This window comes from Hydrogenophaga sp. FW305-3-2-15-A-LB1, from assembly GCF_058787875.1.
Map to the genome: position 1 here is coordinate 81,821 of NZ_JBYTAE010000004.1, position 23,290 is coordinate 105,110.

Sequence of the window (23,290 nt, forward strand, 5' to 3'; positions counted from 1 at the left end):
CGCCCAGGAGAACCCCATGGACATGCGCCTGCCCCCCTCGCAACGCCTGAAACTGGTCATGGTCGGCAACGGCATGGCCGGCGTGCGCACGCTTGAGGAACTGCTCAAGATCGCGCCAGACCTGTACGACATCACGGTGTTCGGCGCGGAGCCCCACCCCAACTACAACCGCATCCTGCTCTCGCCGGTGCTGGCGGGCGAGCAGACGCTTGACGAGATCGTGCTCAACGACTGGGCCTGGTACCAGGAGCACGGCATCACCCTGCACGCGGGCAAGACCGTGACCGAGGTGGATCGCGTCAGGCGCATCGTGCGCGCCAGCGATGGCCAGGGTGGCGTGATCGAGGCGCCCTACGACCGCCTCATCATGGCCACCGGCTCCAACCCCTTCATGCTGCCCATCCCGGGCAAGGACCTGCAGGGTGTGCTGGCCTACCGCGACATCGCCGACACCCAGGCCATGATCGACGCGGCCACGCAGTACCAGCATGCGATCGTCATCGGCGGCGGCCTGCTCGGCCTGGAAGCGGCCAATGGCCTGATGAAGCGCGGCATGGCGGTGAGCGTGGTGCACGTCGCGCCCTGGCTCATGGAGCGCCAGCTCGACGACGTGGCCGGCAAGCTGCTGCAGCAGTCGCTGGAGCAGCGCGGCATGCGCTTCCTGATCGGCGCGCAGACGCAGGAACTGGTGGGCAACGAGGCTGGCCGCGTGAAGGCGATCCGCTTCAAGGACGGCTCCGAGCTGCCGGCCGACCTGGTGGTGATGGCCGTGGGCATCCGCCCCAACACCGCGCTGGCGGAGTCCATGAACCTGCACGTGAACAAGGGCATCGTGGTCAGCGACACGCTGCAGACCGTGACCGACCCGCGCATCTACGCGGTGGGCGAATGCGCGGCGCACCGCGGCATCGCCTACGGCCTGGTGGCGCCGCTGTTCGAGCAGGGCAAGGTGCTGGCCACGCATCTGGCCGAATTCGGCATCGGCCGCTACGTCGGCTCGCTCACCTCCACCAAGCTCAAGGTCACCGGCATCGACCTCTTCTCCGCCGGCAACTTCATGGGCGGCGAGCACACCGAAGAGATCGTGATGAGCGACCCCTCGGGCGGTGTCTACAAGAAGCTGGTGATCCAGGGCGACAAGCTGGTGGGCGCCTGCCTGTACGGCGACACGGTGGACGGCAGCTGGTACTTCAAGCTGCTGCGCGATGGCCGCAGCGTGGCCGACATCCGCGACCGCCTGATGTTCGGCGAGTCCAACATCGGCGACGTGGGCCACCAGGGCCACAGCAAGGCCGCCGCCATGGCCGACAGCGACGAGGTCTGCGGCTGCAACGGCGTGACCAAGGGCAGCATCTGCAAGGCCATCAAGGACAAGGGCCTGTTCACGCTGGAGGAGGTGCGCAAGCACACCAAGGCCAGCGCCTCCTGCGGCTCGTGCACCGGCCTGGTGGAACAGATCCTGATGTTCACCGCCGGCGGCGACTACTCCGCCACGCCCAAGCTGAAAGCCATGTGCGCCTGCACCGACCACGGCCACCAGGCCGTGCGCGACGCCATCCGCGACAGCCGGCTGCTGAGCATCGGCGCCGTGTTCGAAGGCCTGGGCTGGCGCACGCCCAACGGCTGCGCCACCTGCCGCCCGGCCGTCAACTACTACCTCATCAGCACCTGGCCCAAGGAGGCCAGGGACGACCCGCAAAGCCGCTTCATCAACGAGCGCGCGCACGCCAACATCCAGAAGGACGGCACCTACAGCGTGATCCCGCGCATGTGGGGCGGCGAGACCACGGCCGACGAGCTGCGCCGCATCGCCGACGCGGTCGACAAGTACAAGATCCCCACCGTGAAGGTCACCGGCGGCCAGCGCATCGACCTGCTGGGCGTGAAGAAGGAAGACCTGGTCAACGTCTGGAAGGACATCGGCATGCCCAGCGGCCACGCCTATGCCAAGGCCCTGCGCACGGTGAAGACCTGCGTGGGCAGCGAGTGGTGCCGCATGGGCACGCAGGACAGCACGCAGATGGGCAAGGACCTGGAGCGCGCGATGTGGCGCATGTACGCGCCGCACAAGGTGAAGTTCGCGGTCAGCGGCTGCCCGCGCAACTGCGCCGAGGCCGGCATCAAGGACGTGGGCATCATCGGCGTGGACTCGGGCTGGGAGATGTACATCGCCGGCAACGGCGGCATCAAGACCGAGGTGGCCGAGTTCTTCACCAAGCTCAAGACCGCCGAGGAAGTGCTGGAGTACACCGGCGCCTTCATGCAGCTCTACCGCCTCGAAGGCTGGTACCTGGAGCGCACGGTGCACTACGTGAACCGCGTGGGCCTGGATCACGTGAAGAAGAAGATCCTCGACGACGCCGAAGGCCGCAAGGCGCTGTGGGAACAGCTGCAGTTCGCGCTCGACGGCGAGCCCGATCCGTGGTTCGAGCACCAGAAGGCGGCGGTGGACACGCGCCAGTTCATTCCCATCCAAGCGGTGGCACTGGAAGGGAGCGCGGCATGAGCAGCTGGATTCCGATCGCCCGCCTGGACGACATCCCCGTGCTCGGCTCGCGCTGCGTGCAACGCGACAAGGGCCTGGACGTGGCCGTGTTCCGCAATGACCGCGACGAGGTCTTCGCCCTGCTCGACCGCTGCCCGCACAAGGGCGGCCCGCTGAGCCAGGGCATCGTCTTCGGCACCCACGTGGCCTGCCCGATGCACAACTGGACCATCGGCCTGGACAGCGGCTGCGCCAAGGAGCCCGACGAAGGCTGCACGCCGCGCTTCGCGGTGAAGGTGGAAGACGGCGTGGTGCACCTGAACGCGCAAGAACTCGCGACGCAAGCGACCGACCTCACCCGCCCCATCGCCGGCCCGCAGCGCAGAACCGTCCCCGCATGAACCCGATCACCACCCGCTCGACCTGCCCCTACTGCGGCGTGGGCTGCGGCGTGCTGATCGAAAGCGTGGGCAGCCAGATCACCGGCGTGCGCGGCGACCCGCAGCACCCGGCGAACTTCGGCCGCCTCTGCACCAAGGGCCAGACCCTGCACCTCACCGCGTCGCCCGCGATCGCCCAGCAGGCGCGCCTGCTGCAACCCATGCAGCGCGCACAACGCGGCGCGCCCGCGTCGCCCCTGGCCTGGGACGCGGCGCTCGACCTCGCCGCCGAGCGCTTCGCCTCGGTGGTCGAGCGGCACGGCCCGGACGCGGTCGGCTTCTACATCAGCGGCCAGCTGCTCACCGAGGACTACTACGCCTTCAACAAGCTGGCCAAGGGCCTGATCGGCACCAACAACGTCGACACCAACTCGCGCCTGTGCATGAGCAGCGCGGTGGCCGGCTACAAGCTCACGCTGGGCGCCGACGCGCCGCCCACCTGCTACGACGACGTGAACCACGCGCAATGCCTGTTCATCGTCGGCAGCAACGCGGCCTTCGCGCACCCGGTGCTGTTCCGCCGCATCGAGGAAGCGCGCAAGAACAACCCGGCCATGAAGGTGATCGTGGCCGACCCGCGCCGCACCGACACCGCCGGTTTCGCCGACCTCTACCTCCCTCTGCAGCCGGGCAGCGACGTGATGCTGTTCCACGGCCTGCTGCACATCATGCTGTGGGAAGGCTGGATCGACAGCGGCTACATCGCCGCGCACACCACCGGCTTCGACGCACTCAAGGCCCTGGTGCGCGAACACACGCCCGAGCGCGTGGCCCAGGTCTGCGGCCTGCGGCGCGAAGACCTGTTCACCGCCGCGAAGTGGTTCGCGACCTCGCCCGCCACGCTCAGCCTCTACTGCCAGGGCCTGAACCAGAGCAGCAGCGGCACGGCCAAGAACGCCACCCTGATCAACCTGCACCTGGCCACGGGCCAGATCGGCCAACCCGGCGCCGGCCCGTTCTCGCTCACCGGCCAGCCCAACGCCATGGGCGGGCGCGAGGTCGGCGGCCTGGCCAACCTGCTGAGCGCGCACCGCGACCTGGCCAACCCCGCGCACCGCGCGGAAGTGGCCGCGCTCTGGGGCCTGCCCTCGGTGCCCGAGAAGCCCGGCCTGAGCGCGGTCGAGCTGTTCGAAGCCGCGGCCGACGGCCAGGTGAAAGCGCTTTGGATCGCCTGCACCAACCCGGCCCAGTCCATGCCCGACCAGGCCACCGTGCGCCGCGCGCTGGCGCGCGCCGAATTCGTCGTGGTGCAGGAGGCCTACGCCACCGCCGCCACCTGCGAATACGCCGACCTGCTGCTGCCCGCCACCACCTGGGGCGAGAAGGACGGCACCGTCACCAACAGCGAGCGCCGCATCAGCCGCGTGCGCGCCGCCGTGCCCGCGCCCGGCCAGGCGCGGCACGACTGGCGCATCGTGGTCGACGTCGCGCAGCGCCTCGAAGCCCGCTGGCGCCCCGGCCAGCCCACGCTGTTCCCCTACCCCGATGCCGAAAGCCTGTGGCTGGAGCACCGCGAATCCACGCGCGGGCGCGACCTCGACATCACCGGCCTGAGCTACGCCATGCTGCAGCAGCAGGGGCCGCAGCAATGGCCCCTCAAAGTCGGCGAATCGCAGGGCCGCCAGCGCCTCTACGAAGACGGCGTGTTCGCCACGCCCGACGGCAAGGCCCGCTTCGCCGCCCTGCCCTTCGTGCCGCTGGCCGAGCCGCGCGAGTCGCGCTACCCGTTCTCGCTCACCACCGGCCGCCTGCGCGACCAGTGGCACGGCATGACCCGCACCGGCACGCTGGGCCGCCTGTTCGGCCACGTCGCCGAGCCCTCGGTGCAACTGCACCCGCAGGACATGGAGCGCCGCGGCCTGAAGGACGGCGACCTGGTGCACGTGACCAGCAAGCGCGGCTCCATCCTGGTGCCCGCCGTGGCGTCCGACGAGATCGGCCTGTCGCAGGCCTTCATCGCCATGCACTGGGGCGCGGAATACCTCAGCGGCCTGAGCAGCACCGGCGAGCCGCTGGCCGGCGTCAACGCGCTGACGACTTCGGCCTACTGCCCCACCTCCAAACAGCCCGAGCTCAAACACGCGGCGGTGAAGGTGCTCAAGGCCGAACTGCCCTGGACGCTGCTGGCCTTGGGCTGGCTGCCCGACACCCAGGCACTGGAAGCGCGGGAAGGCCTGCGCGCGCTGATGGCGGCGTTTCCGTTCGCCTCGTGCGTGCCCTTCGGCCGCGAACGCACCGGCGTCCTGTTTCGCGCCGCCGCGCACGACGCACCCGAGCCCGAACTGATCGAACGCATCGAAGCCCTGCTGGGCCTGCAGACGGCCGATGCGCTGCGCTACGTGGACAAGCGCCTGGGCCAGCGCCGCACCGCGCGCCTGGTGCGCGAGGGCGACACCACCCGGCTCGAGGCCTTCGTGCTGGCCGGCGACACGCGCGCCGAGGTCTGGATCAAGCCCCTGCTGCAGGACGGGCTGCCCGCCGCCGCGTACGGCCGCCTGCTGCTCATGCCGGGCGCCAAGGCCCCCGTGGCCGTGGTGGCCAAGGGCCGGCAGGTGTGCACGTGCTTCAACGTGGGTGAAGACGCCATCCAGGCCCGGCTGGCCAGCTGTGAAGGCAGCGACGACCAGCGCCTGGCCGCCCTGCAGGCCAGCCTGCAATGCGGCACCCACTGCGGCTCCTGCGTGCCCGAACTCAGGCGGCTGGTGCGCGCCAGCGCCCCCCTGGCCCAGCCCGCCTGAGCGGCCAGAACGCCCATATAACGAGAAGTCATCAAACTTGCCTGACAATTCGCCGAAATTTGCAAGTCATGGCCATCAGTCAATACATCAAGGAAATCGGTCGGGGCAAGGACGGCGCCCGCTCGCTCACGCGCGAGCAGGCCACCGACCTGCTCGGCCAGGTGCTGGACGGCACCGTGACCGACCTCGAGGTTGGCGGCTTCTGCCTGGCCATGCGCATCAAGGGCGAAACGCCCGACGAGATGGCCGGCTTCCTCGATGCCACCCACGCGCGCCTGCGCCGCCTGCCCGACAACGGCCTCACCACCGTCGTGCTGCCCAGCTACAACGGCGCGCGCAAGCTGCCGGTGCTCACCCCGCTGCTGGCCCTGCTGCTGGCGCGCCGGGGCGCGGCGGTGCTGGTGCATGGCACGGCCACCGAGAACCAGCGCGTGTTCGCCTCCCAGGTGTTCGAAGCGCTCGGCGTGCCTTCGGCCCGCGAGGTGCCCACGCTCGGCGCGGGAGAGGTCGCCTTCGTGCCCACCGAGGTGCTCAGCCCCGGCCTCAAGCGCCTGCTGGACGTGCGCCGCGCGGTCGGCCTGCGCAACCCCGCGCACAGCCTGGTGAAACTCATGAACCCGTGCGAAGGCAAGGCCTTCATCGTCGGCAGCTACACCCACCCCGAATACGCGACCTCCATGGCCGCCACCTGGGCGCTCACCGGCGCTCATGCGCTGCTGCTGCGCGGCACCGAAGGCGAACCCGTGGCCGACGCACGCCGCACGCCGCGCATGGAAGTGTTCCGCGACGGCGAGCGCACCGAGGTGCAAGCCCTGCAGGACGGGCCGCTGGCCAGGCTGCCGTCGCTGCCCGCGGTGGACGCCTCGCACACCGCCGCTTACATCCGCGCCGTGCTCGATGGCACGGAGCCCATCCCCACACCGATTGCCCTGCAGGTGGAACACATCTTGCGAGAGGTCGTGCAACATGAAACCGCAACCCATGCCCTCGCCGTCTGAGTTCCTGCCCGGTACCGTGGCCCTGGTGGGCGCCGGCCCCGGCGACCCCGAACTGCTCACGCTCAAGGCCGTCAAGGCCATCAGCGCGGCCACCGTGCTGCTGGTCGACGACCTCGTGAGCGACGGCGTGCTCGCCCACGCGTCGCCGCGCGCGCGCATCGTGCACGTGGGCAAACGCGGCGGCTGCAAAAGCACGCCGCAGGCCTTCATCGAGAAGCTCATGGTGATGGCGGCCCAGGAAGGCGAAATGGTGGTGCGGCTCAAGGGCGGCGACCCCTTCATCTTCGGCCGGGGCGGCGAAGAGGTGGAGCACCTGCGCGCCGCCGGCATCGAGGTGCAGGTGGTCAATGGCATCACGGCCGGACTGGCCGGTCTCACCTCGCTGGGCGTGCCGCTCACCCACCGCGAACACGCGCACGGCGTGGTCTTCGTCACCGGCCACGCCAAGCCGGGTGACGCCGGCACCGACTGGCAGACCCTGGCCGCCACCGCGCGCGACGCCAAGCTCACGCTCGTGATCTACATGGGCGTGTCCAGCGCCGCGCAGATCGAGCAGGACCTGCTCACCGGCCTGCCGGCCGACACGCCCCTGGCCGTGATCCAGCACGCCACGCTGCCCCAACAACGGCACGCGCTCACCACACTGGGGCAATTGAGCGCCACCATCGAGCGCGAAGGCCTGGGCAGCCCGGCCGTGATCGTGGTCGGTGACGTGGTCCGCGGCATCGCGGCCGTGCAGGCGCCCGAGGCGGTCGCGCGCGCCGCCTGAACGCCGCCCGGGCCACCATGGCCCGGCGATTGCTTGATGTCAGCCCCATGACATCCCTCGCCCCCACCCGACCCGTTCGCCGCGACACGCCCGCCCACATCGCGGGCCTCTCGCTGGTCAACCTCGCCGCGCGCCAGCGCATGCTCTCGCAACGCATGATCCTGCAGACCGTGCTCGCCGCCAACGGCGAGGCCGGGCGACTGCAGGCCGCGCAGCGCAGCCTGCAGATGTTCAGCGAAAGTCAGCAACACCTGCTGGGCACGGTGGACCAGCTCGAGGCACAGGGCGCCCGCCAGATCCAGGAGACCTACCACGGCACGCGCGGGGTCGGGCCGGTGGTGCAGGCCTTCATGCAGCTCATGCACAGCGCGCTCGAACAGATCGAGGCCTACAGCCCGCGCGTGCCCACCACCCTGGCCGAGCTGGTGGACCACACCGACCGCATCCTCGACGCCCTCAACACCGCGACCACCGCCTTCGACGAGGTCGCCAAGGCGCGCGCCGACGCGATGATGAAGGAGCTCACCGGCATCGTCGGCGACATCCAGAGCGTGGCCAAGGAGGCCAAGGTGGTGAGCTTCAACGCGCAGGTGGTGGCCGCGCGGGCCGGGCAACACGGCCGCGAGTTCGCCGTGGTGGCCAACGTGCTCTCGGACATCACGGGCGAGATCGACGGTCTCACGCGCAAGGCCGCGATCCTCGCCGAAAGAAGTCAGCACGCAGGCTGAAGGCGCGCTGCGCCTACACTGCCCGCCATGCAAGATTTCGACGCCATCGTCATCGGCGCGGGCGCGGCCGGCCTTTTTTGCGCCGGCATCGCCGGCCAGCGGGGCCAGCGCGTGCTGGTGCTCGACCACAGCGACAAGGTCGCGGAGAAGATCCGCATCTCGGGCGGCGGGCGCGCCAACTTCACCAACCGCGACCTCGACCCGCAGGCCCCGCACAAGCACTTCCTGAGCGCCAACCCGCATTTCTGCCGCTCGGCGCTCTCGCGCTACACGCCGACCGACTTCATCGCCCTGGTGCAGCGCCACGGCATCGCCTTCCACGAGAAACACAAGGGCCAGCTGTTCTGCGACCACTCGGCCGACGACCTGATCCAGATGCTGCTGCGCGAATGCGACGCGGGCGGCGTGCAGCGCTGGCAGCCCTGCGGGGTGAAGGCCGTGCGCCAGGGCGGTGACGGCGTGTACGAGCTCGACACCGACCGGGGCCCGGTGCGCGGCCGCGCGGTGGTGGTCGCCACCGGTGGCCTGTCCATCCCCAAGATCGGTGCGAGCGACTTCGGCTACCGCATCGCCAGCCAGTTCGGCCTGCGCCTGGTGGCGCAGCGCCCGGGCCTGGTGCCGCTCACCTTCGACGGCGATGGCTGGGCGCCCTACGCCGGCCTGGCCGGGCTCGCGTTGCCGGTGCGCATCGAGACCGGCGAGAAAAAGGGCCGCATGGCCTTCCTGGAAGACCTGCTGTTCACCCACCGTGGCCTGTCCGGCCCGGCCGTGCTGCAGATTTCCAGCTACTGGCAGGAAGGCACGCCGATCCGCCTGAACCTGGCCCCCGAGACCGAACTGCCCGCCGCCCTGGCGCGCGCCAAGGCCAGCTCGCGCAAGCTGCTGGGCAACGAACTCGCCAGCCTGGTGCCCAGCCGCCTGGCCGAGGCCTGGGTGCAGCAGGACGCCGACTGGCAGCGCCCGGTGGCCGAAGCCTCGGACAAGGCCCTGGCCCGGCTGGCCGAGCGCCTCTCGCGCTGGGAACTCACCCCCACCGGCACCGAGGGCTACCGCAAGGCCGAGGTCACGCTGGGCGGTGTGGACACCCGCGACCTTTCGTCCCAGACCCTGGAATCGAAGCAGCCGGGCCTGTATTTCATCGGGGAGGTGGTGGACGTGACCGGCTGGCTGGGCGGCTACAACTTCCAGTGGGCCTGGGCCAGCGCCCACGCCTGTGCACAGGCGCTGTGACCCCCACGCTGCGCCACTGCGGTAGCCAACCCCATGAAAATGGCTATAATCCAGGGCTTTGCTGGCAAATCCCCGTCGGCCAATACTAGTTAATGACGGGACATTTTGCGGAAACGACGCCCGGGCCCGATCTTCCCGTTCATCCTCTTTCCGCGCATTCTGGACATCCTTCGCCAATGACGACCATCCGTGTAAAAGACAACGAGCCCTTTGACGTCGCCCTGCGCCGTTTCAAGCGCACCATCGAAAAGCTCGGCCTGCTGACCGATCTGCGCGCCCGCGAGTTCTACGAAAAGCCGACCGCCGAGCGCAAGCGCAAGAAGGCCGCCGCCGTCAAGCGCCACTACAAGCGTGTGCGCTCGATGCAGCTGCCCAAGAAGCTGTACTGAGCACGAGCCACCGGGCCCTGCCGCCCGGTCGCGAACAAGCCCGCTGGAGGACGCTCAGGCGGGCTTTTTTGTTTCCGATTCCTCTCTCGACCACCCCAGGAGCCTCCATGAGCCTGAAAGACCAGATCACCGAAGACATGAAAGCCGCCATGCGCGCCAAGGACAGCGAGCGCCTGGGCACCATCCGCCTGCTCACCGCCGCGATGAAGCAGAAGGAAGTGGACGAGCGCGTGGAGCTGGACGACGCCATGGTCATCGCCATCGTGGACAAGCTGGTCAAGCAGCGCAAGGACAGCATCGAGGCCTTCTCCAAGGCCGCGCGCCAGGACCTGGTGGACAAGGAAGCCGCCGAAATGGCCGTGCTGCAGGGCTACCTGCCCGCGCGCCTGTCGGCCGATGAAGTGGCCGCCGAAGTCAAGGCCATCGTGGCCGAACTCGGCGCCAAGGGCCCGGGCGATATGGGCAAGGTCATGGGCGCAGTGAAATCGCGCCTGGCCGGCAAGGCCGACATGGGCCAGGTGTCGGCCGCCGTGAAGGCCGCCCTCTCCGGCGCAGGCAGCTAAGTCAAGACATGCCGTGGATCCGGCTCCGCCGGTCCACAGGCATGGCCCCCTCGAGGGGGTGACGCGCCGCCGGCGCGGCGCGGGGGTGGGCCTAGCTCCCTGCCACCTTCATCCGGTTGATCAGGATCGAACCGGTCGTTTTCGCACCGTAGTTGTAGGCATCGGCCCCGATGGCCTCGATGCCCAGCAGCATGTCCTTGAGGTTGCCGGCGATGGTGATCTCGTGCACCGGGTAGGCGATCTCGCCGTTTTCCACCCAGTAGCCCGAGGCACCGCGCGAGTAGTCGCCGGTCACGTAGTTCACGCCCTGGCCCATGAGCTCGGTGACGAACAGGCCGCGGCCGAGTTTCTTCAGCATGGCGCGCAGGTCGTCGCCCGGCTGCGTGAGCCGGCTGGTGAGCGTGAGGTTGTGCGAGCCGCCGGCGTTGCCGGTGGTGCGCATGCCCAGCTTGCGCGCCGAGTAGGTGGAGAGGAAATAGCCCTGCACCCGCCCACCCGAGAGCACCTTGCGCTTGGCCGTGCGCACGCCTTCGTCGTCGAACGGCGCGCTGCCCTTGCCATTGCGCACGTGCGGGTCTTCCAGGATGTCCAGGTGCTTGGCCGTCACGCGCTTGCCCAGGCTGTCGTGCAGGAAGGTGGTGTTGCGGTACAGCGCGCCGCCGCTGGTGGCCTGCACGTAGCTGCCCAGCAGACCGGCCGCCAGGGGCGACTCGAACAGCACCGGGCATTCGGTGGTGGCGATCTTGCGGCCGTTGAGGCGCGCCAGCGTGCGCTCGGCGGCGTAGCGGCCCACCGCCTCGGGCGTGGCCAGCTCGCCGGGCGAGCGCATGGAGCTGTACCAGTAGTCGCGCTGCATGTTCGCGCCCTTGCCCGCGATCGGCGCCACCGACAGGCTGTGGCGCGAACTGGCGTAGCCCCCGCTGAAGATGCCGGGCTTGCCACGCTCGCCGCCGCGCAGGTGCGCGGTGAAGAAGTGCGACTGCTGGGCCGACACGCCGGCCCCTTCGCTGTTGTTGATCTTCCTGCTGGTGGCGAAAGCGGCCGCCTCACAGGCCAGGGCGATGCGCGCGGCCTCTTCCGAATCGAGCGACCAGGGGTGGAACAGGTCCAGGTCGGGGTAGCTGTCGGCCACGTCCTGGGCGTCGGGCAGGCCGGCCACCGGGTCTTCGGCGGTGAAGCGGGCGATGTCGTAGGCTGCCTGCACCGTCTGGCGCACGGCGGCGGCGGAGAAATCGGAGGTGGAGGCATTGCCGCGCTTCTGTCCCAGGTAGACCGTGACACCCAGCGACTTGTCGCGGTTGCGCTCCACGTTCTCCAGCTCGCCCTTGCGCACCGAAACGCTCAGGCCGGCGCCCTCGGACACCTCGGCCGCCGCGTCCACAGCACCGAGCTGTTTCGCGTGGCCCAGGGCCAGATCGACCAGTTCCTCGAACTGGCTGCGGGCGTACTGGAAACCGGAAAGGGGGGAACGGGGGGCTGCCGCAGGGGCTTGGGAGGGGTTTTTCATGTCGACGGCTATGATACTTGCCGCCCCTTCCGGCCGCTGCCATTCGCGCAGAAGGCCTATTCAACGATCCACATGTCCCGCAAACCCACCAAAGGCTATTTCGTACGTGGCCAGTTCGTCGCCCTGGGCAGCGAGCTGGACCTGGAGCTCAAGCGCGAGCTCAAGGGCGACGCCGAAATGAGCAAGACCGACCTGAAACGGGAGAGCGACCGCCTCCAGGCGCTCGGCGAGAACCTGCTCACCCTGCGCGCCGACCTGACGCAGAAGCTCGACCTGCCGGAAAAACTGCTGGACGCGGTGGCCGAGGCCAAGCGCATCACCAACTTCGAAGGCCGCCGCCGCCAGATGCAGTTCATCGGCAAGCTGATGCGTGCGCTGGACGAAGACACCATCGCCGCGGTGGAAGCCGCGCTCGACGAGCAGAACAAGGGCTCGGCCAAGGGCACGCTCTCGCTGCACCTGGCCGAACAATGGCGCGACCGCCTGATCGCCGACGACGACGCGCTCACCCAGTGGCTGCAGCTCGACGCGGGCGCCGACGTGCAGCACCTGCGCGCGCTGATCCGCCAGGCGCGCAAGGACGCCCAGGCCACGCAGGCACAGGAGCGCCCGGGCGAGGCCGTGCGCCACGGCAAGGCCTACCGGGAGATCTTCCAGATCGTCAAGGCCACGCTGAACCAGGGCGAGGACGACGACGGCGCCCCCACCGACGAACCAGACCAGCCATGAGCGAGACCACCACGCCCTCCTCCGCCGACCCGGTGCGCATCGGCATCGTATCCATCAGCGACCGCGCCAGCACCGGCGTGTACGAAGACAAGGGCCTGCCCGCGCTGCAGGACTGGCTCACGCGCGCGCTCAGGAACCCGATCACCTTCGAACCGCGCCTCATCCCCGACGAGCAGGCGCGCATCAGCGCCACGCTGATCGAACTGGTGCACGCCGGCTGCTCGCTGGTGCTCACCACCGGTGGCACCGGCCCGGCGCTGCGCGACGTGACGCCCGAGGCCACGCTGGCCGTGGCGCACAAGGAAATGCCGGGTTTTGGCGAGCAGATGCGCCAGATCAGCCTGGCCTTCGTGCCCACCGCCATCCTCTCGCGCCAGGTGGCGGTGATCCGCAGCCAGAGCCTCATCATCAACCTGCCCGGCCAGCCCAAGGCCATTGCCGAGACGCTCGAAGGTCTGAAAAACGCCGACGGCACGCAGCGCATCAACGGCATCTTCGCCGCCGTGCCCTACTGCATCGACCTGATCGGCGGCCCCTATCTTGAAACGCACGACGACGTCTGCAAGGCCTTCCGCCCGAAGTCCGCCGTGCGCCCCGCCCGCTAACCCATTCCAGCGACCCGCCATGAAGATCACCAAAGACACCATCGTCACCCTCACCTTCCGCGCCGTCGACGCCAAGGGCAAAGTGCTCGAAGACGGCAAGGAGCCGCGCGCCTACCTGCACGGCGGTTACGGCAACACGCTGCCGGGCGTCGAGATGGCCCTGGAAGGCCAGGAGAAGGGCTTCAAGACCACCGTGAAGCTGCTGCCGGCCCTGGCCTTCGGCGAGCGCGACGAAAGCCTGGTGACCTCCATCCCGAAGAAGGATTTCCCGCCCGGCGTGAAGGTGGGCGGCCAGCTCGAAGGCAGCGATGCGGATGGCAACCGCCAGATCTTCACCGTCACCAAGATCAAGGGCGACACGGTGATGCTCGACGGCAACCACCCGCTGGCCGGCCAGGACCTGACGTTCACGCTGAACGTGATCGACGTGAAGGCCGCATCAGCCGAAGAGATCGCCCATGGCCACGCGCATGGCGCGCACGGCCACCATCACTGAGCGAGGCTTCGCCGCGCACCACCACGCGTGACGCGCAGCGCCGGGTGGCCGGCGCAGCGAAGTGAAGGAGGAGGCGGCCGAAGGCCGCCGGGGGACATGAGCGGAGCCGGCCACCCGGCGCTGCGCGTCACTTCCCGACCAGCTGATTGAGCTTTTCGGCCTCGAAGCATTCCTCGCGCGCCGCGTCCTGCGGCACGCAATCGCGCTTCTTCGTCTCGGCCAGGGTCTCGATGGCCTGCCAGAGCAGCGCGATCTGGTGCTCCTGCCCGGCGGCGTTGTCGATCAGGCCGCGCATGGCCTGCGACAAGGGATCGTCGTCCTGCGTGATGCCGTAGGCCTGGAACTTCTGGCCCTGCTCGGTCACATCGGCGCTCTCGCCGGTCTTGCTCGGGATGATGCGGGCCGGAATGCCCACCGCCGTCGCCCCTGCGGGCACCGGCTTGATCACCACCGCGTTGCTGCCGATCTTGGCGCCGTCGCCGACGACAAAACCGCCCAGCACCTTGGCGCCCGCGCTCACCACCACGTCGCGGCCCAGCGTCGGGTGGCGCTTGGTGCCCTTGTAGAGCGAGGTACCCCCCAGCGTCACGCCCTGGTAGATCGTGCAGCCGTCGCCGATCTCGGCGGTCTCGCCCACCACCACGCCCATGGCGTGATCGAAAAACACGCGCTCGCCCAGCTTGGCGCCCGGGTGGATCTCGATGCCCGTGAACCAGCGCGAAATGTGCGAGATGAAGCGACCCAGCCACTTGAAGCCGTGGTTCCAGCACCAGTGCGCCGGGCGGTGCAGCCAGACGGCGTGCAGCCCGGGGTAGCAGGTGATCACCTCCCAGGTGCTGCGCGCGGCCGGGTCGCGGTCAAGCACGCACTGGATGTCGGAGCGGATGCGGTCGAACATAAGCCGGCAGTCTATCGCTTCGCCTTCTCGGCGGCTTGCAGCATGGCCTTGGCGACACCTCGAAGAATGTGGATTTCCTCGTCGCTGGGCGCGGCCCGGTTGAAAAGCTGGTTCAGGCGCGGCATGAGCTTCTTGGGCGCCTCGGGGTCGAGAAAGTCCACCGCCACCAAGGCGCGCTCCAGGTGGTCGAGCATGCCGCCCAGGGCCTGGGCATCGGCCTGCGGCCGCTCGGCCACCACCGGTGGCGCCCCGAAGCCGCCGAGCGCCTGGCGCCAGTCGTAGGCGATCAGCTGCACCGCCGCGGCGAGGTTGAGCGAGCCGAAGGTCGGCGCGGTGGGGATGCTCAGCGCCACATGGCAGCGGTACACGTCTTCGTTGCGCATGCCGAAACGCTCGGACCCGAACAGAAAGGCCACCCCTGACGGCGGATCGCCCGCGCCCAGCAGCCCCGTGAAGTGCTCGCGCGGCGCGCGCGTGGGCGGGCCGAAGTCGCGCGGGGTCATGGCAGTGGCACAGAGGTGGCTCATGCCTTCCAGCGCCTCGTCCAGCGTGTCCACGATGCGCGCCTGGGCCAGCACGTCGTTGGCCCCGCTGGCGCGCTGGATGGTTTCCTCACGCCGCAGCACGTTGGCCCAGCGCGGCTGCACCAGCACCAGGTCGTCGAAACCCATGACTTTCATGGCGCGGGCGACACCGCCCACATTGCCGGCGTGGCTGGTCTGGATCAGGACAAAACGGGTGCGCATGCGAAAAAGGGCGGGGACGGTAAAATCCCGGGTATTGTCGCCGCCCGCATCGCCGGGCTTCGTCACCCGCTCTTCCACCACTGCCGCGCCCTCCCCTGCGGAGCGCGCCGAGGTTCACAATTCATGTCGTCCACACTCCACCCCATGCTCAACGTGGCCATCAAGGCCGCACGCACCGCTGGCACCCTCATCAACCGCGCCGCGCTGGACGTGGAGTCGGTCCGGGTCTCGGTCAAACAGACCAACGATTTCGTGACCGAGGTCGACCAGGCCGCCGAGGCCGCGATCATCGACACCCTGCTCACCGCCTACCCCGACCACGCCATCTGGGCCGAGGAGTCGGGCAAGCGCCCGGGCAAACATGGCGGTGCAGACCATGTCTGGATCATCGACCCGCTGGACGGCACCACCAACTTCATCCACGGCTTCCCGGTCTACTGCGTGAGCATCGCGCTCATGGTGGGCAACCGGCTGGAGCAGGCCGTCGTCTACGACCCCTCGCGCAACGACCTCTTCTGCGCCACGCGCGGGCGCGGCGCCTACCTGAACGACCGCCGCATCCGCGTGGCCAAGCGCACTACGTTGCGCGACTGCCTGATTTCCACCGGCTTCCCGTTCCGCCCGGGCGACGCCTTCCAGACCTACCTGCAGATGTTCGGCGACGTGATGCCGCGCGTGGCCGGCGTGCGCCGCCCCGGCTCGGCCGCGCTCGACCTGGCCTATGTGGCCGCGGGCTTCACCGACGGCTTCTTCGAAATGGGCCTCTCCCCCTGGGACGTGGCCGCCGGCGCCTTGCTGGTCACCGAAGCCGGCGGTCTGGTGGGCAACTTCACCGGTGAGTCCGACTTCCTCGAACAGAAGGAATGCCTGGCCGCCAACCCCAAGATCTACGGCCAGCTGGTCGGCCTGACCGGCAAGTACAGCAAGTTCGCCAGCGCGGGCGACAAGGCGGCGGTGCGCCAGGCGCGCAAGACGGCCGCCCAGGCGCCCGACAGCGCCGCTGACGCGGCCCCGGCCGACACCCCCGCCCCCGACGCCGCGAACTGAGCCGCGCCGCGCGAGGGCTTCAGCCCAGCGGCAGGCGCAGCCAGAAGGTCGCGCCCTCTCCGGGCGCGGATTCGGCCCAGACGCGCCCGCCATGGCGCTCGACGATGCGCGCCACGATGGCCAGCCCCACCCCCATGCCGGGCACGTTGCTGCCCGCGTGCAGGCGCTGGAACAGGCCGAACAGCTTCTCGGCGTGCGCCATGTCGAAGCCCATGCCGTTGTCCCGCACGAAATACGCGCGCTGACCCGAATCGAAACCCACCGCCAGTTCGGGTTGCGCCAGGTGGCGCGAGTACTTGAGCCCGTTGTCGATCAGGTTGGACAACACCTGGCGCAGCAAGGTGGCATCGCCCATCGCCTGCGGCATGGCCTGGATGTCGATGCGCGCGTGGTTGGTCTGCGGCGAGAGCGTTTCCACCACCGACTGCGCCAGCGCGGCCATGTCCACCGGCACGGGTTCGAGGTCCACGCGGACCACGCGCAACAGCTCGAGCATGTCGGTGATCATCTGGCCCATGTTGCGCGACGAGCGCGCGATGCGCTCGAACATGTCGCGCCCGGTCGGGCTCAGGCGGTCGGCCTCGTCCTCCAGCACGATGGACGCAAAACCGTTGACCGAACGCAGCGGCGCGCGCAGGTCGTGCGCGATCGAGTACGAGATGGCCTCCATGTCGCGCATGGAGCGCTCCAGCTCGGCCGTGCGCGCGCCCACCCGCTGCTCCAGGCTGGCGTTGAGCGCCTTCACCTGCTCCTGCGCGGCCACGCGCTCGGTGATGTCCAGGTGCGTGCCCGACATGAACGTGGCGCGGTCCTGCGCATCGCGCTTGTGCACCCGGCCGCGCGTGTTGACCCAGATCCAGTGGCCCGCCTTGTGGCGCATGCGGATGTCGCACTCGTAGTACGGCAGGATGCCCGCGATGTGCTGGTCGCGGATCTGGTCGGCCCGCTTCAGGTCGTCGGGATGCACCAGCGCCTCCCAGGTCTCGGCGCGCATGGGCTGCAGCTCGCGCAGGGTGTAGCCCAGCATCTCGGCCCAGCGTTCGTTGACTGTGAGCACGTTGTCGGCGATGTTGTTTTCCCAGATGCCCGGCCGCGTGGCCTCCAGCACCCAGGCCAGGCGCTGGCGCTGCTCGCGCAGCGCCTCCTGGGCCTGCATGTAGGAACTCACGTCGGTGAAGGTGCGCACCATGCCCCCGTCGGGCAGCATCCGGGAGCGCATCTCCAGCGTGCGGCCATCGCGCGTCTTGCGCCAGTACTTCTCGGGCGGTGGCACCGGCGGTCCGTGCATGAGGTGGGCGTGGGCGATCGGGTCCACCCAGGACAGCCCGGGCCCGAAGTCGCCGCGCTCGGTCTGGAAGCGCCGCACCTGTTCCAGCGTGGGTTGCCCTTGCAACAAGGCTTCGGGCAGGTCCAGCATGTCGAGCAGGCGGTGGTTGTAAGCCGTGATGCGGTTGTCCGCGTCCACCCGGCACAGGCCCTGTTCGATGCTCTCCAGCGTGGCCCGCAGGTCCAGGCTCTTTTCGGTCAGCAGCTCGCTGGTGATCTCCAGCTGCTCGCGCGTGCGGCGGCGCTCGATGTGGCCGCGCCAGGCCAGCACCAGCTGGCGCACCGCCCCCAGCAGGGGCTGCAGGAATTCGATGTCGTCTTCGCTGTAACCCCCCGGCTGGTTGGCCAGACCCACCATGGCCACGAGCCGGTCGCCCACGGCCAGTGGCACGCACAGAAAGGCGTCCATGGGCGGATGACCACCCGGCAGCCCCCCGGCGTGCGGGTGGGTTGCCGGCTGGTTGGCGATCAGGGGCTCGCCCGTGAGCATGGCGCGCCCGAACAGGGTGTCGAGGTTGCGGAACGCCATGCCCGCCTCGGCCTGGCTGGCGTACATCAGGCGGGACGCCTCGTCCCAGGCGATGTTGGTGATGGCGCTGGTGCGCAGGTAGGGCGCGCCAGCGTCGGTGTAGAGCACCTCGCCCACGAAGCCGTAGGCGCTGCCGGTGACCGAGAGAAAGGCCTGCAACAGCCCTTCGAAGGCCTTGCGCTTGTCCTCGGCCTCGATGAACACCGACTGGGCCAGGCGCACCGCCTCGAGCATGCGGTGCTGCCGCTCCAGCTTCTGCGTGGCCAGTCGCGCCTCGGTCACGTCGGTGGAGAAGCCATGCCAGAGCACCGAGCCGTCGGCCTCGCGCTGCGGCACAGCCTCCACATGGTGCCAGCGCATCCCGGCCGTGGGAAGGCACACGCGGTAGGTCTGGCGCCAGGGCGTGAGATGCCGGGCGGAGGCGCCGAGCGAGGCGATCATCTCCGCGCGGTCATCGGGATGCACCCGCCGGAACAGCACGTCCGCATCCTCCTCCAACTCGGCCGGCTCGATCTCGAGCATGGTGCGGACCACGTCGTTCACATACGAGATCACGCTCTTGCCGTCGGCCCGCAGGCGCGCCTGGTACATCATGCCGGGCACCCGGGCCGCGATGTTCTGCAGCAGCTTGAGTTGTTCGGCCAGGCGCTCGCTGGCTTCGCGCTCGGCCGTGATGTCCTGCACCACGCCGAAATCGGTCTGCGGGTTGCCGGCCACGCTGGTCTGGCCGATGCGGGTGCGGAACCAGCGTTGCTGGCCATCGGGCAGCTGCCAGCGGAACTCGACCTCGCGCCCATCCATCGCCTCGCGCGCGGCCTGCCAGGCGGGCCGGTCGTCCGGGTGAATGCCCGCCCGGCCGTCTCCGCGCGCGATCAGGTCGCGCGGCTCCAGGCCGGCGATCTCGAACAGGCCCAGCGACCACACCACGCTGTCCGAGTGCTGGGCGTTGGTCCAATGGCCCACGCGGGCCAGCTTCTCGATCGCGGCGTGCAGCTCCACCTGCTGCTGCAGAACGAGGTTCGCCTCGCGCAAGGCGGCTTCGGTCTGCAGCCGGGCTTCCATCGCCTCGAACTCGCGGGTGGCTTCGGTGATGTAGACCAGCGCCAGGGGCTCGGGCAGCGTGTCCACCACCGTGGTGTGCAGGCGGACCCGGTGCATCACGCCGTCGCGCAGGCGCAAGTGCTGCACCGTGTCGAGCGACGGCAGCTGGTTCACGAAGCGCGCGCGCTCGTCGGCGCTGGGCCAGTGCCCGAGCTCCACGGTCGTGCGGCCGATCGCCTGCTCGCGGCGCTGGCCGGTGAGCGCCAGCCAGGCGTCATTGACCGCCAGCAGGCGCCCGTCGCTCAGGCGCGAGACGCTCGCGGCCAGCGGCGAGGCCAGGAAGATGGCCTCGAATGGCAAACCCGCTTCCGGCTGCGGGGCAAACGCTGCGCGCCCGACGGTGGACGGGGGTTCGGGAACAGTTTCGGCCATGCGCGCTCGTGAAAGGGTGGGAGGACGGAAACAGGCTCAAATTGTGCCGGACTGTGCGGCTTGCGGTGCGTGAAATTGGCCTGCTAAAGTGGCTTGCTCTTCACCACGACGCGCCCCGGAGACCATGAAACCCACCTCGCTGCGCCAGCAGCTCACGCGCGCGGCCATGCTCACCACGTTCCTGGCGATCCTGCTCAGTGCGGGCGCCCTGCTCACCTACGAGCTGATGGTCTACCGCCGCGTCGGCATCGCCGACATGCGCACCCAGGCCGATCTGATCGCGCGCTCCATCGCCCCGGCGCTGGAATCGCGCAACACCCAGGCGGCCTGGGAAAACCTCTACCTGCTGCGCCAGCAGCCCCAGATCCGCGCCGCCGCCGTGTACGGCCGCGACGGCGCGCTCATCGCCTCGCACACCACCACGAAAAGCGAGCTGCGCGCCCGCATCCCGCTGGCATCGGACGCCTGGGGCCCGCGCTTCAGCGGCTCGTCGCTGGAGATGGTCCGCCCCATCGAGCACAACGGCGCGCGCATCGGCATGCTCTATCTCAAGGCCGAACACGGCGTGTGGCAGCGTTTCGTGGACTTCGCGCTGATCGTGCTGGCCGTCAGCGCGGTGAGCCTGGTCGCGGCCTACTACCTGTTCGTGCTCCTGCAGCGCCGCATTACCGCGCCGCTGGAGAAGATGACGTCGGTGGCGCGCGACGTGATCGGCAGCCACAACTGGTCGCTGCGGGCACCGGCCACCGACTACAAAGACCTGGACGTGCTGGTCGACGCCTTCAACCGCATGCTCTCCGAATGCGAAATCCGCACCACCGAACTCGAACGCGAGATGGTGACGCGCCAGGGCGTCGAACGCGAACTGCGCCAGGCCGACCGCCAGAAGGACACCTTCCTGGCCACCCTCGCCCACGAATTGCGCAACCCCCTCTCGCCCATGACGAGCGCGGTGGCCCTGCTGCAGATGCCGCAGGTGTCGCCGCAGGCGCGGGAGAAGGCGCTGGCGGTGCTCGAGCGCCAGCTGCAGCACATCGTGCGCCTGGTCAACGACCTGCTGGACGCCTCCCGGGTGGCCACCGGCAAGCTGTCGCTCGACACGGCGCCGGTGAACATCGGCGAGCTGCTGCACACCGCCACCGAAGGCGCGCAGGCGCTGGCGCAGCAGCATGGCCTGCAGCTCACGCTGCACCTGCCCGATGCGGCGCTGTATGTGAACGGCGACGCGGTGCGGCTGACGCAGGTGTTCTCCAATCTGCTGAACAACGCCTGCCGCTACACCCCGCACGGCGGGCGCGTGGACCTCTCGCTCACCTCGACGCCATCCTCGGTCGAGGTGACGGTGGTGGACACCGGCATCGGCGTGGAGCCCGCCATGCAGGAACGCATCTTCGACCTGTTCGAACAGGCGGACCAGTCCATGCAGCGCGGCAGCGCCGGGCTGGGCGTGGGGCTGACGCTCTCGCGCCAGATCATCGAGCTGCACGACGGTTCGCTGTCCATGCACAGCGAGGGCCTGCACCGCGGCTCGTGCTTCACGGTGCGGCTGCCCCGCCTGCATCGAGAGCCACCGCGCGACGAGCCCCCCACCGTGGCGCCGTCCCACGCCCAGCCCTCGCGCCCGCTGCGCCTCCTGATCGCGGACGACAACGTCGATCTGACGGTGAGCCTGTCGGCCGTGCTGTCCTCACATGGGCACCTGGTCGAGGTCGTGCACGATGGCGAAGCGGCGGTTCGCGCGGCGCGCGCGCAGGTGCCGGACGTGGCGCTGCTCGACATCGGCATGCCCGGCCTCGACGGCCACCAGGTGGCGCGGGCGCTGCGCGCCGATGCCACCACGCAGGGCATCCGCCTCGTGGCCATCACCGGCTGGGGCCGCGACGCCGACCGCGAGGCCGCGCGCCTGGCCGGCTTCGATCAGCACCTGCTCAAACCGGTGAACCCCGAACAGCTGCTGCGGCTGCTGAGCGAGCCGCCAGAAGCGCCCCGCGTCCCGCCGGCCTGAGCCTCAGGCCGAGACGGCCAGGCCGTCATGGCGCTTGCGCCGGCCCACGGCCTCGATGCGCAGCATCTGACGGTACTTGGTGACGGTGCGCCGCGCCACCGTCAGGCCCTGCCGGGCGAGCTGGCGCGTGATCTCGGCGTCCGACAGCGGCCGATCGGTCGACTCCGCTTCGATGATGTCCTGGATCAAGCCCCGGATCGCGGTGCCCGAGCAGGCTTTGCCATTGGCGCTCACCATCGCACGCGAGAAGAAGTGCTTGAGCTCGTACACGCCGGTGGGTGTGGCCATGTATTTGTTGTTGGTGACGCGCGAAACCGTGGATTCGTGGATGCCGACCTCGTCGGCGATCTCGCGCAGGCCCAGCGGCTTCATCGCCATGCTGCCGTATTCGAAGAAGTGGCGCTGGCGCCGCACGATGGCCTGCGACACGTCGAGGATGGTCGAGAAGCGCTGCTCGACGTTGCGCAGCGTCCAGCGCGCCTCCTGCAGGTGCGCGCCCATCTCGGCGTTCTCGGCGCAGCGGTGGCGCTGGAACAGCTGGGCGTACACCTCGTTGATGCGCACCTTGGGCACGACCGCGGCGTTGAGCCGCACGTTCCACGCGCCCCGGTCCTTCTTCACGATCACGTCGGGCACGATGTAGTTCACCCGGGAAGAACTCAGGCGCCAGCCCGGTCGCGGGTCGAGGTGGCGGATGCGGTCACACACCGCCTCGACCTCGCCCACCGAGGCGTCCAGCGCCCGCGCCAGGGCAGGCACATCGCGCGCCGCCAGGCTGTCCATGTGGTCATTGACGATGGCGCGCGCCATCGCGCGCACGTGGGGGCATTCGATCTCGCCCAGCTGCAGGCTGAGACATTCCGCCACATCGCGCGCGGCCACACCGGCCGGCTCCAGCGACTGCACCAGCTTGAGCGCGATCTGCAGGTCTTCCAACGTCGCGGCGGGCACCACGTCCGCCACCTCGCGCAGTTCGTTCAGGGGCGTGCGCAGGTAGCCGTCGTCGTCGAGCGACTCGACCACCACACCCGCCAGCGCGAGGTCGCGCGGCGACAGGGCCATGGTGCCGAGCTGCCCGTGCAGGTGGGCATTGAGCGGGGTTTCCTCCATCATGAAATCGAGCGCGGACACATCCCCGTCATGTCCCTGGCGCGCCGGGGTCAGGCCATCGGCGAGCCACAGGTCGCTGTCGGACGCGGTGGACCGGTCGACCTCGGCCTCCGCCGGCGCCGCCAGATCGGTCTCGCGCGGTCCGTCGTACACCTCGCCGGCCGCTTCGCCCGATCGGCTGTCGATGTCACCATCCCGCAGGCCTTCGCGCTCGTCCTCGTCATCGCCCTCTTCCGCTTCCAGGAACGGATTGCGCCCCAGCACGTCGCGCACCACGATGCCGAAATCCAGCGAGGACATCTGCAGCAGGCGCACGGCGTGCTGCAAGCGGGGAGACAGGGTCTGGCTCTGGCGCTGGTCGGCGCGGGCGTCCATCTGGATCATGCGGTTCTCCTCCGGTAAGGCATGGTCGGCGGTGTCGCGAGGTGCGGCCGCCTCAGACCAACCCTCTATGCAACCACCATGCCGCACCTGCGCGG

At 69.4% G+C, this 23,290-nt stretch carries 19 protein-coding genes; 14 read left to right on the forward strand and 5 right to left on the reverse strand.

What is annotated here, in order from left to right; genetic code table 11:
* Nucleotides 1-16: 16 nt before the first annotated feature.
* From nirB to AC3WPZ_RS02140, 9 genes are all read left to right on the forward strand, one after another.
* Nucleotides 17-2,506: a nitrite reductase large subunit NirB gene (gene nirB, locus AC3WPZ_RS02100; RefSeq protein ID WP_492437887.1), complete on the forward strand. Its 2,490-nt coding sequence runs from the start codon at nucleotides 17-19 to the stop codon at nucleotides 2,504-2,506.
* Nucleotides 2,503-2,886 (forward strand): nitrite reductase small subunit NirD, encoded by a 384-nt coding sequence (nirD, locus tag AC3WPZ_RS02105; RefSeq protein ID WP_492437889.1) that lies wholly within the window; start codon nucleotides 2,503-2,505, stop codon nucleotides 2,884-2,886. Before nirB ends, nirD begins: the two co-directional genes overlap by 4 nt.
* Nucleotides 2,883-5,663 (forward strand): nitrate reductase, encoded by a 2,781-nt coding sequence (locus AC3WPZ_RS02110; RefSeq protein WP_492437891.1) that lies wholly within the window; start codon nucleotides 2,883-2,885, stop codon nucleotides 5,661-5,663. Before nirD ends, AC3WPZ_RS02110 begins: the two co-directional genes overlap by 4 nt.
* A 68-nt stretch (nucleotides 5,664-5,731) precedes the next feature.
* Nucleotides 5,732-6,661, forward strand: coding sequence for a DNA-binding protein YbiB (gene ybiB / locus AC3WPZ_RS02115; protein WP_444686973.1), 930 nt, complete (start codon nucleotides 5,732-5,734; stop codon nucleotides 6,659-6,661).
* A complete protein-coding gene (gene cobA / locus AC3WPZ_RS02120) occupies nucleotides 6,645-7,430 on the forward strand; it encodes a uroporphyrinogen-III C-methyltransferase (protein WP_444686974.1) in 786 nt (261 codons plus the stop codon). The genes ybiB and cobA overlap by 17 nt, the downstream gene beginning before the upstream one ends.
* A 47-nt stretch (nucleotides 7,431-7,477) precedes the next feature.
* Nucleotides 7,478-8,158: a methyl-accepting chemotaxis protein gene (locus AC3WPZ_RS02125; protein ID WP_444686975.1), complete on the forward strand. Its 681-nt coding sequence runs from the start codon at nucleotides 7,478-7,480 to the stop codon at nucleotides 8,156-8,158.
* A gap of 27 nt (nucleotides 8,159-8,185) precedes the next feature.
* Complete coding sequence (locus AC3WPZ_RS02130; protein WP_444686976.1) at nucleotides 8,186-9,388, forward strand: BaiN/RdsA family NAD(P)/FAD-dependent oxidoreductase; 1,203 nt, start codon at nucleotides 8,186-8,188, stop codon at nucleotides 9,386-9,388.
* Between the two features lie 176 nt (nucleotides 9,389-9,564).
* Nucleotides 9,565-9,777, forward strand: a complete 213-nt coding sequence (gene rpsU, locus AC3WPZ_RS02135; RefSeq protein WP_056273869.1) for a 30S ribosomal protein S21 — start codon at nucleotides 9,565-9,567, stop codon at nucleotides 9,775-9,777.
* Nucleotides 9,778-9,884: 107 nt separating this feature from the next.
* Nucleotides 9,885-10,340 carry a GatB/YqeY domain-containing protein gene (locus tag AC3WPZ_RS02140; protein WP_382156482.1) on the forward strand — a complete coding sequence of 152 codons (456 nt, stop codon included), beginning with the start codon at nucleotides 9,885-9,887 and terminating at the stop codon, nucleotides 10,338-10,340.
* Between the two features lie 91 nt (nucleotides 10,341-10,431).
* Here the strand turns inward: AC3WPZ_RS02140 and pmbA are convergent, their stop codons facing one another.
* Nucleotides 10,432-11,847: a metalloprotease PmbA gene (gene pmbA / locus AC3WPZ_RS02145; protein ID WP_382320804.1), complete on the reverse strand. Its 1,416-nt coding sequence runs from the start codon at nucleotides 11,845-11,847 to the stop codon at nucleotides 10,432-10,434.
* 72 nt (nucleotides 11,848-11,919) lie between these two features.
* On the opposite strand from pmbA, the gene yjgA reads away from it, so the two are divergent.
* From yjgA to AC3WPZ_RS02160, 3 genes are read left to right on the forward strand one after another with little or no spacing between them, the layout of a single operon-like run.
* Nucleotides 11,920-12,576: a ribosome biogenesis factor YjgA gene (gene yjgA, locus AC3WPZ_RS02150; RefSeq protein WP_382328535.1), complete on the forward strand. Its 657-nt coding sequence runs from the start codon at nucleotides 11,920-11,922 to the stop codon at nucleotides 12,574-12,576.
* Entirely contained in the window at nucleotides 12,573-13,181 is a 609-nt protein-coding gene (gene mog, locus AC3WPZ_RS02155; protein ID WP_382325665.1) for a molybdopterin adenylyltransferase, read from the forward strand. Before yjgA ends, mog begins: the two co-directional genes overlap by 4 nt.
* A 19-nt stretch (nucleotides 13,182-13,200) precedes the next feature.
* Nucleotides 13,201-13,677: an FKBP-type peptidyl-prolyl cis-trans isomerase gene (locus AC3WPZ_RS02160; protein ID WP_382320806.1), complete on the forward strand. Its 477-nt coding sequence runs from the start codon at nucleotides 13,201-13,203 to the stop codon at nucleotides 13,675-13,677.
* Between the two features lie 127 nt (nucleotides 13,678-13,804).
* On the opposite strand, the gene cysE is transcribed toward AC3WPZ_RS02160, so the two are convergent.
* Together cysE and AC3WPZ_RS02170 are read right to left on the reverse strand one after the other, a co-directional pair.
* A complete protein-coding gene (gene cysE / locus AC3WPZ_RS02165) occupies nucleotides 13,805-14,575 on the reverse strand; it encodes a serine O-acetyltransferase (protein ID WP_382320808.1) in 771 nt (256 codons plus the stop codon).
* 11 nt (nucleotides 14,576-14,586) lie between these two features.
* Entirely contained in the window at nucleotides 14,587-15,321 is a 735-nt protein-coding gene (locus tag AC3WPZ_RS02170; protein WP_382156472.1) for an RNA methyltransferase, read from the reverse strand.
* Between the two features lie 123 nt (nucleotides 15,322-15,444).
* Here AC3WPZ_RS02170 and AC3WPZ_RS02175 point away from each other — a divergent pair, with 123 nt between their 5' ends.
* Nucleotides 15,445-16,368: an inositol monophosphatase family protein gene (locus AC3WPZ_RS02175; RefSeq protein WP_444686977.1), complete on the forward strand. Its 924-nt coding sequence runs from the start codon at nucleotides 15,445-15,447 to the stop codon at nucleotides 16,366-16,368.
* 19 nt (nucleotides 16,369-16,387) lie between these two features.
* Here the strand turns inward: AC3WPZ_RS02175 and AC3WPZ_RS02180 are convergent, their stop codons facing one another.
* Nucleotides 16,388-19,696, reverse strand: coding sequence for a PAS domain-containing protein (locus AC3WPZ_RS02180; RefSeq protein ID WP_444686978.1), 3,309 nt, complete (start codon nucleotides 19,694-19,696; stop codon nucleotides 16,388-16,390).
* A 124-nt stretch (nucleotides 19,697-19,820) separates the two neighbouring features.
* Here AC3WPZ_RS02180 and AC3WPZ_RS02185 point away from each other — a divergent pair, with 124 nt between their 5' ends.
* Nucleotides 19,821-21,701 carry a sensor histidine kinase, YfiR-like protein-associated gene (locus AC3WPZ_RS02185; RefSeq protein ID WP_444686979.1) on the forward strand — a complete coding sequence of 627 codons (1,881 nt, stop codon included), beginning with the start codon at nucleotides 19,821-19,823 and terminating at the stop codon, nucleotides 21,699-21,701.
* A gap of 3 nt (nucleotides 21,702-21,704) precedes the next feature.
* Here the strand turns inward: AC3WPZ_RS02185 and rpoN are convergent, their stop codons facing one another.
* Nucleotides 21,705-23,195 carry an RNA polymerase factor sigma-54 gene (gene rpoN / locus AC3WPZ_RS02190; RefSeq protein ID WP_444686980.1) on the reverse strand — a complete coding sequence of 497 codons (1,491 nt, stop codon included), beginning with the start codon at nucleotides 23,193-23,195 and terminating at the stop codon, nucleotides 21,705-21,707.
* Nucleotides 23,196-23,290 lie beyond the last annotated feature (95 nt).

Bases quoted from the DNA above. Each gene is read 5' to 3' on its own strand.
- nirB (WP_492437887.1), top strand. From the start codon at position 17: ATGGACATGCGCCTGCCCCCCTCGCAACGCCTGAAACTGGTCATGGTC.
- nirD (WP_492437889.1), top strand. From the start codon at position 2,503: ATGAGCAGCTGGATTCCGATCGCCCGCCTGGACGACATCCCCGTGCTC.
- AC3WPZ_RS02110 (WP_492437891.1), top strand. From the start codon at position 2,883: ATGAACCCGATCACCACCCGCTCGACCTGCCCCTACTGCGGCGTGGGC.
- ybiB (WP_444686973.1), top strand. From the start codon at position 5,732: ATGGCCATCAGTCAATACATCAAGGAAATCGGTCGGGGCAAGGACGGC.
- cobA (WP_444686974.1), top strand. From the start codon at position 6,645: ATGCCCTCGCCGTCTGAGTTCCTGCCCGGTACCGTGGCCCTGGTGGGC.
- AC3WPZ_RS02125 (WP_444686975.1), top strand. From the start codon at position 7,478: ATGACATCCCTCGCCCCCACCCGACCCGTTCGCCGCGACACGCCCGCC.
- AC3WPZ_RS02130 (WP_444686976.1), top strand. From the start codon at position 8,186: ATGCAAGATTTCGACGCCATCGTCATCGGCGCGGGCGCGGCCGGCCTT.
- rpsU (WP_056273869.1), top strand. From the start codon at position 9,565: ATGACGACCATCCGTGTAAAAGACAACGAGCCCTTTGACGTCGCCCTG.
- AC3WPZ_RS02140 (WP_382156482.1), top strand. From the start codon at position 9,885: ATGAGCCTGAAAGACCAGATCACCGAAGACATGAAAGCCGCCATGCGC.
- pmbA (WP_382320804.1), bottom strand. From the start codon at position 11,847: ATGAAAAACCCCTCCCAAGCCCCTGCGGCAGCCCCCCGTTCCCCCCTT.
- yjgA (WP_382328535.1), top strand. From the start codon at position 11,920: ATGTCCCGCAAACCCACCAAAGGCTATTTCGTACGTGGCCAGTTCGTC.
- mog (WP_382325665.1), top strand. From the start codon at position 12,573: ATGAGCGAGACCACCACGCCCTCCTCCGCCGACCCGGTGCGCATCGGC.
- AC3WPZ_RS02160 (WP_382320806.1), top strand. From the start codon at position 13,201: ATGAAGATCACCAAAGACACCATCGTCACCCTCACCTTCCGCGCCGTC.
- cysE (WP_382320808.1), bottom strand. From the start codon at position 14,575: ATGTTCGACCGCATCCGCTCCGACATCCAGTGCGTGCTTGACCGCGAC.
- AC3WPZ_RS02170 (WP_382156472.1), bottom strand. From the start codon at position 15,321: ATGCGCACCCGTTTTGTCCTGATCCAGACCAGCCACGCCGGCAATGTG.
- AC3WPZ_RS02175 (WP_444686977.1), top strand. From the start codon at position 15,445: ATGTCGTCCACACTCCACCCCATGCTCAACGTGGCCATCAAGGCCGCA.
- AC3WPZ_RS02180 (WP_444686978.1), bottom strand. From the start codon at position 19,696: ATGGCCGAAACTGTTCCCGAACCCCCGTCCACCGTCGGGCGCGCAGCG.
- AC3WPZ_RS02185 (WP_444686979.1), top strand. From the start codon at position 19,821: ATGAAACCCACCTCGCTGCGCCAGCAGCTCACGCGCGCGGCCATGCTC.
- rpoN (WP_444686980.1), bottom strand. From the start codon at position 23,195: ATGATCCAGATGGACGCCCGCGCCGACCAGCGCCAGAGCCAGACCCTG.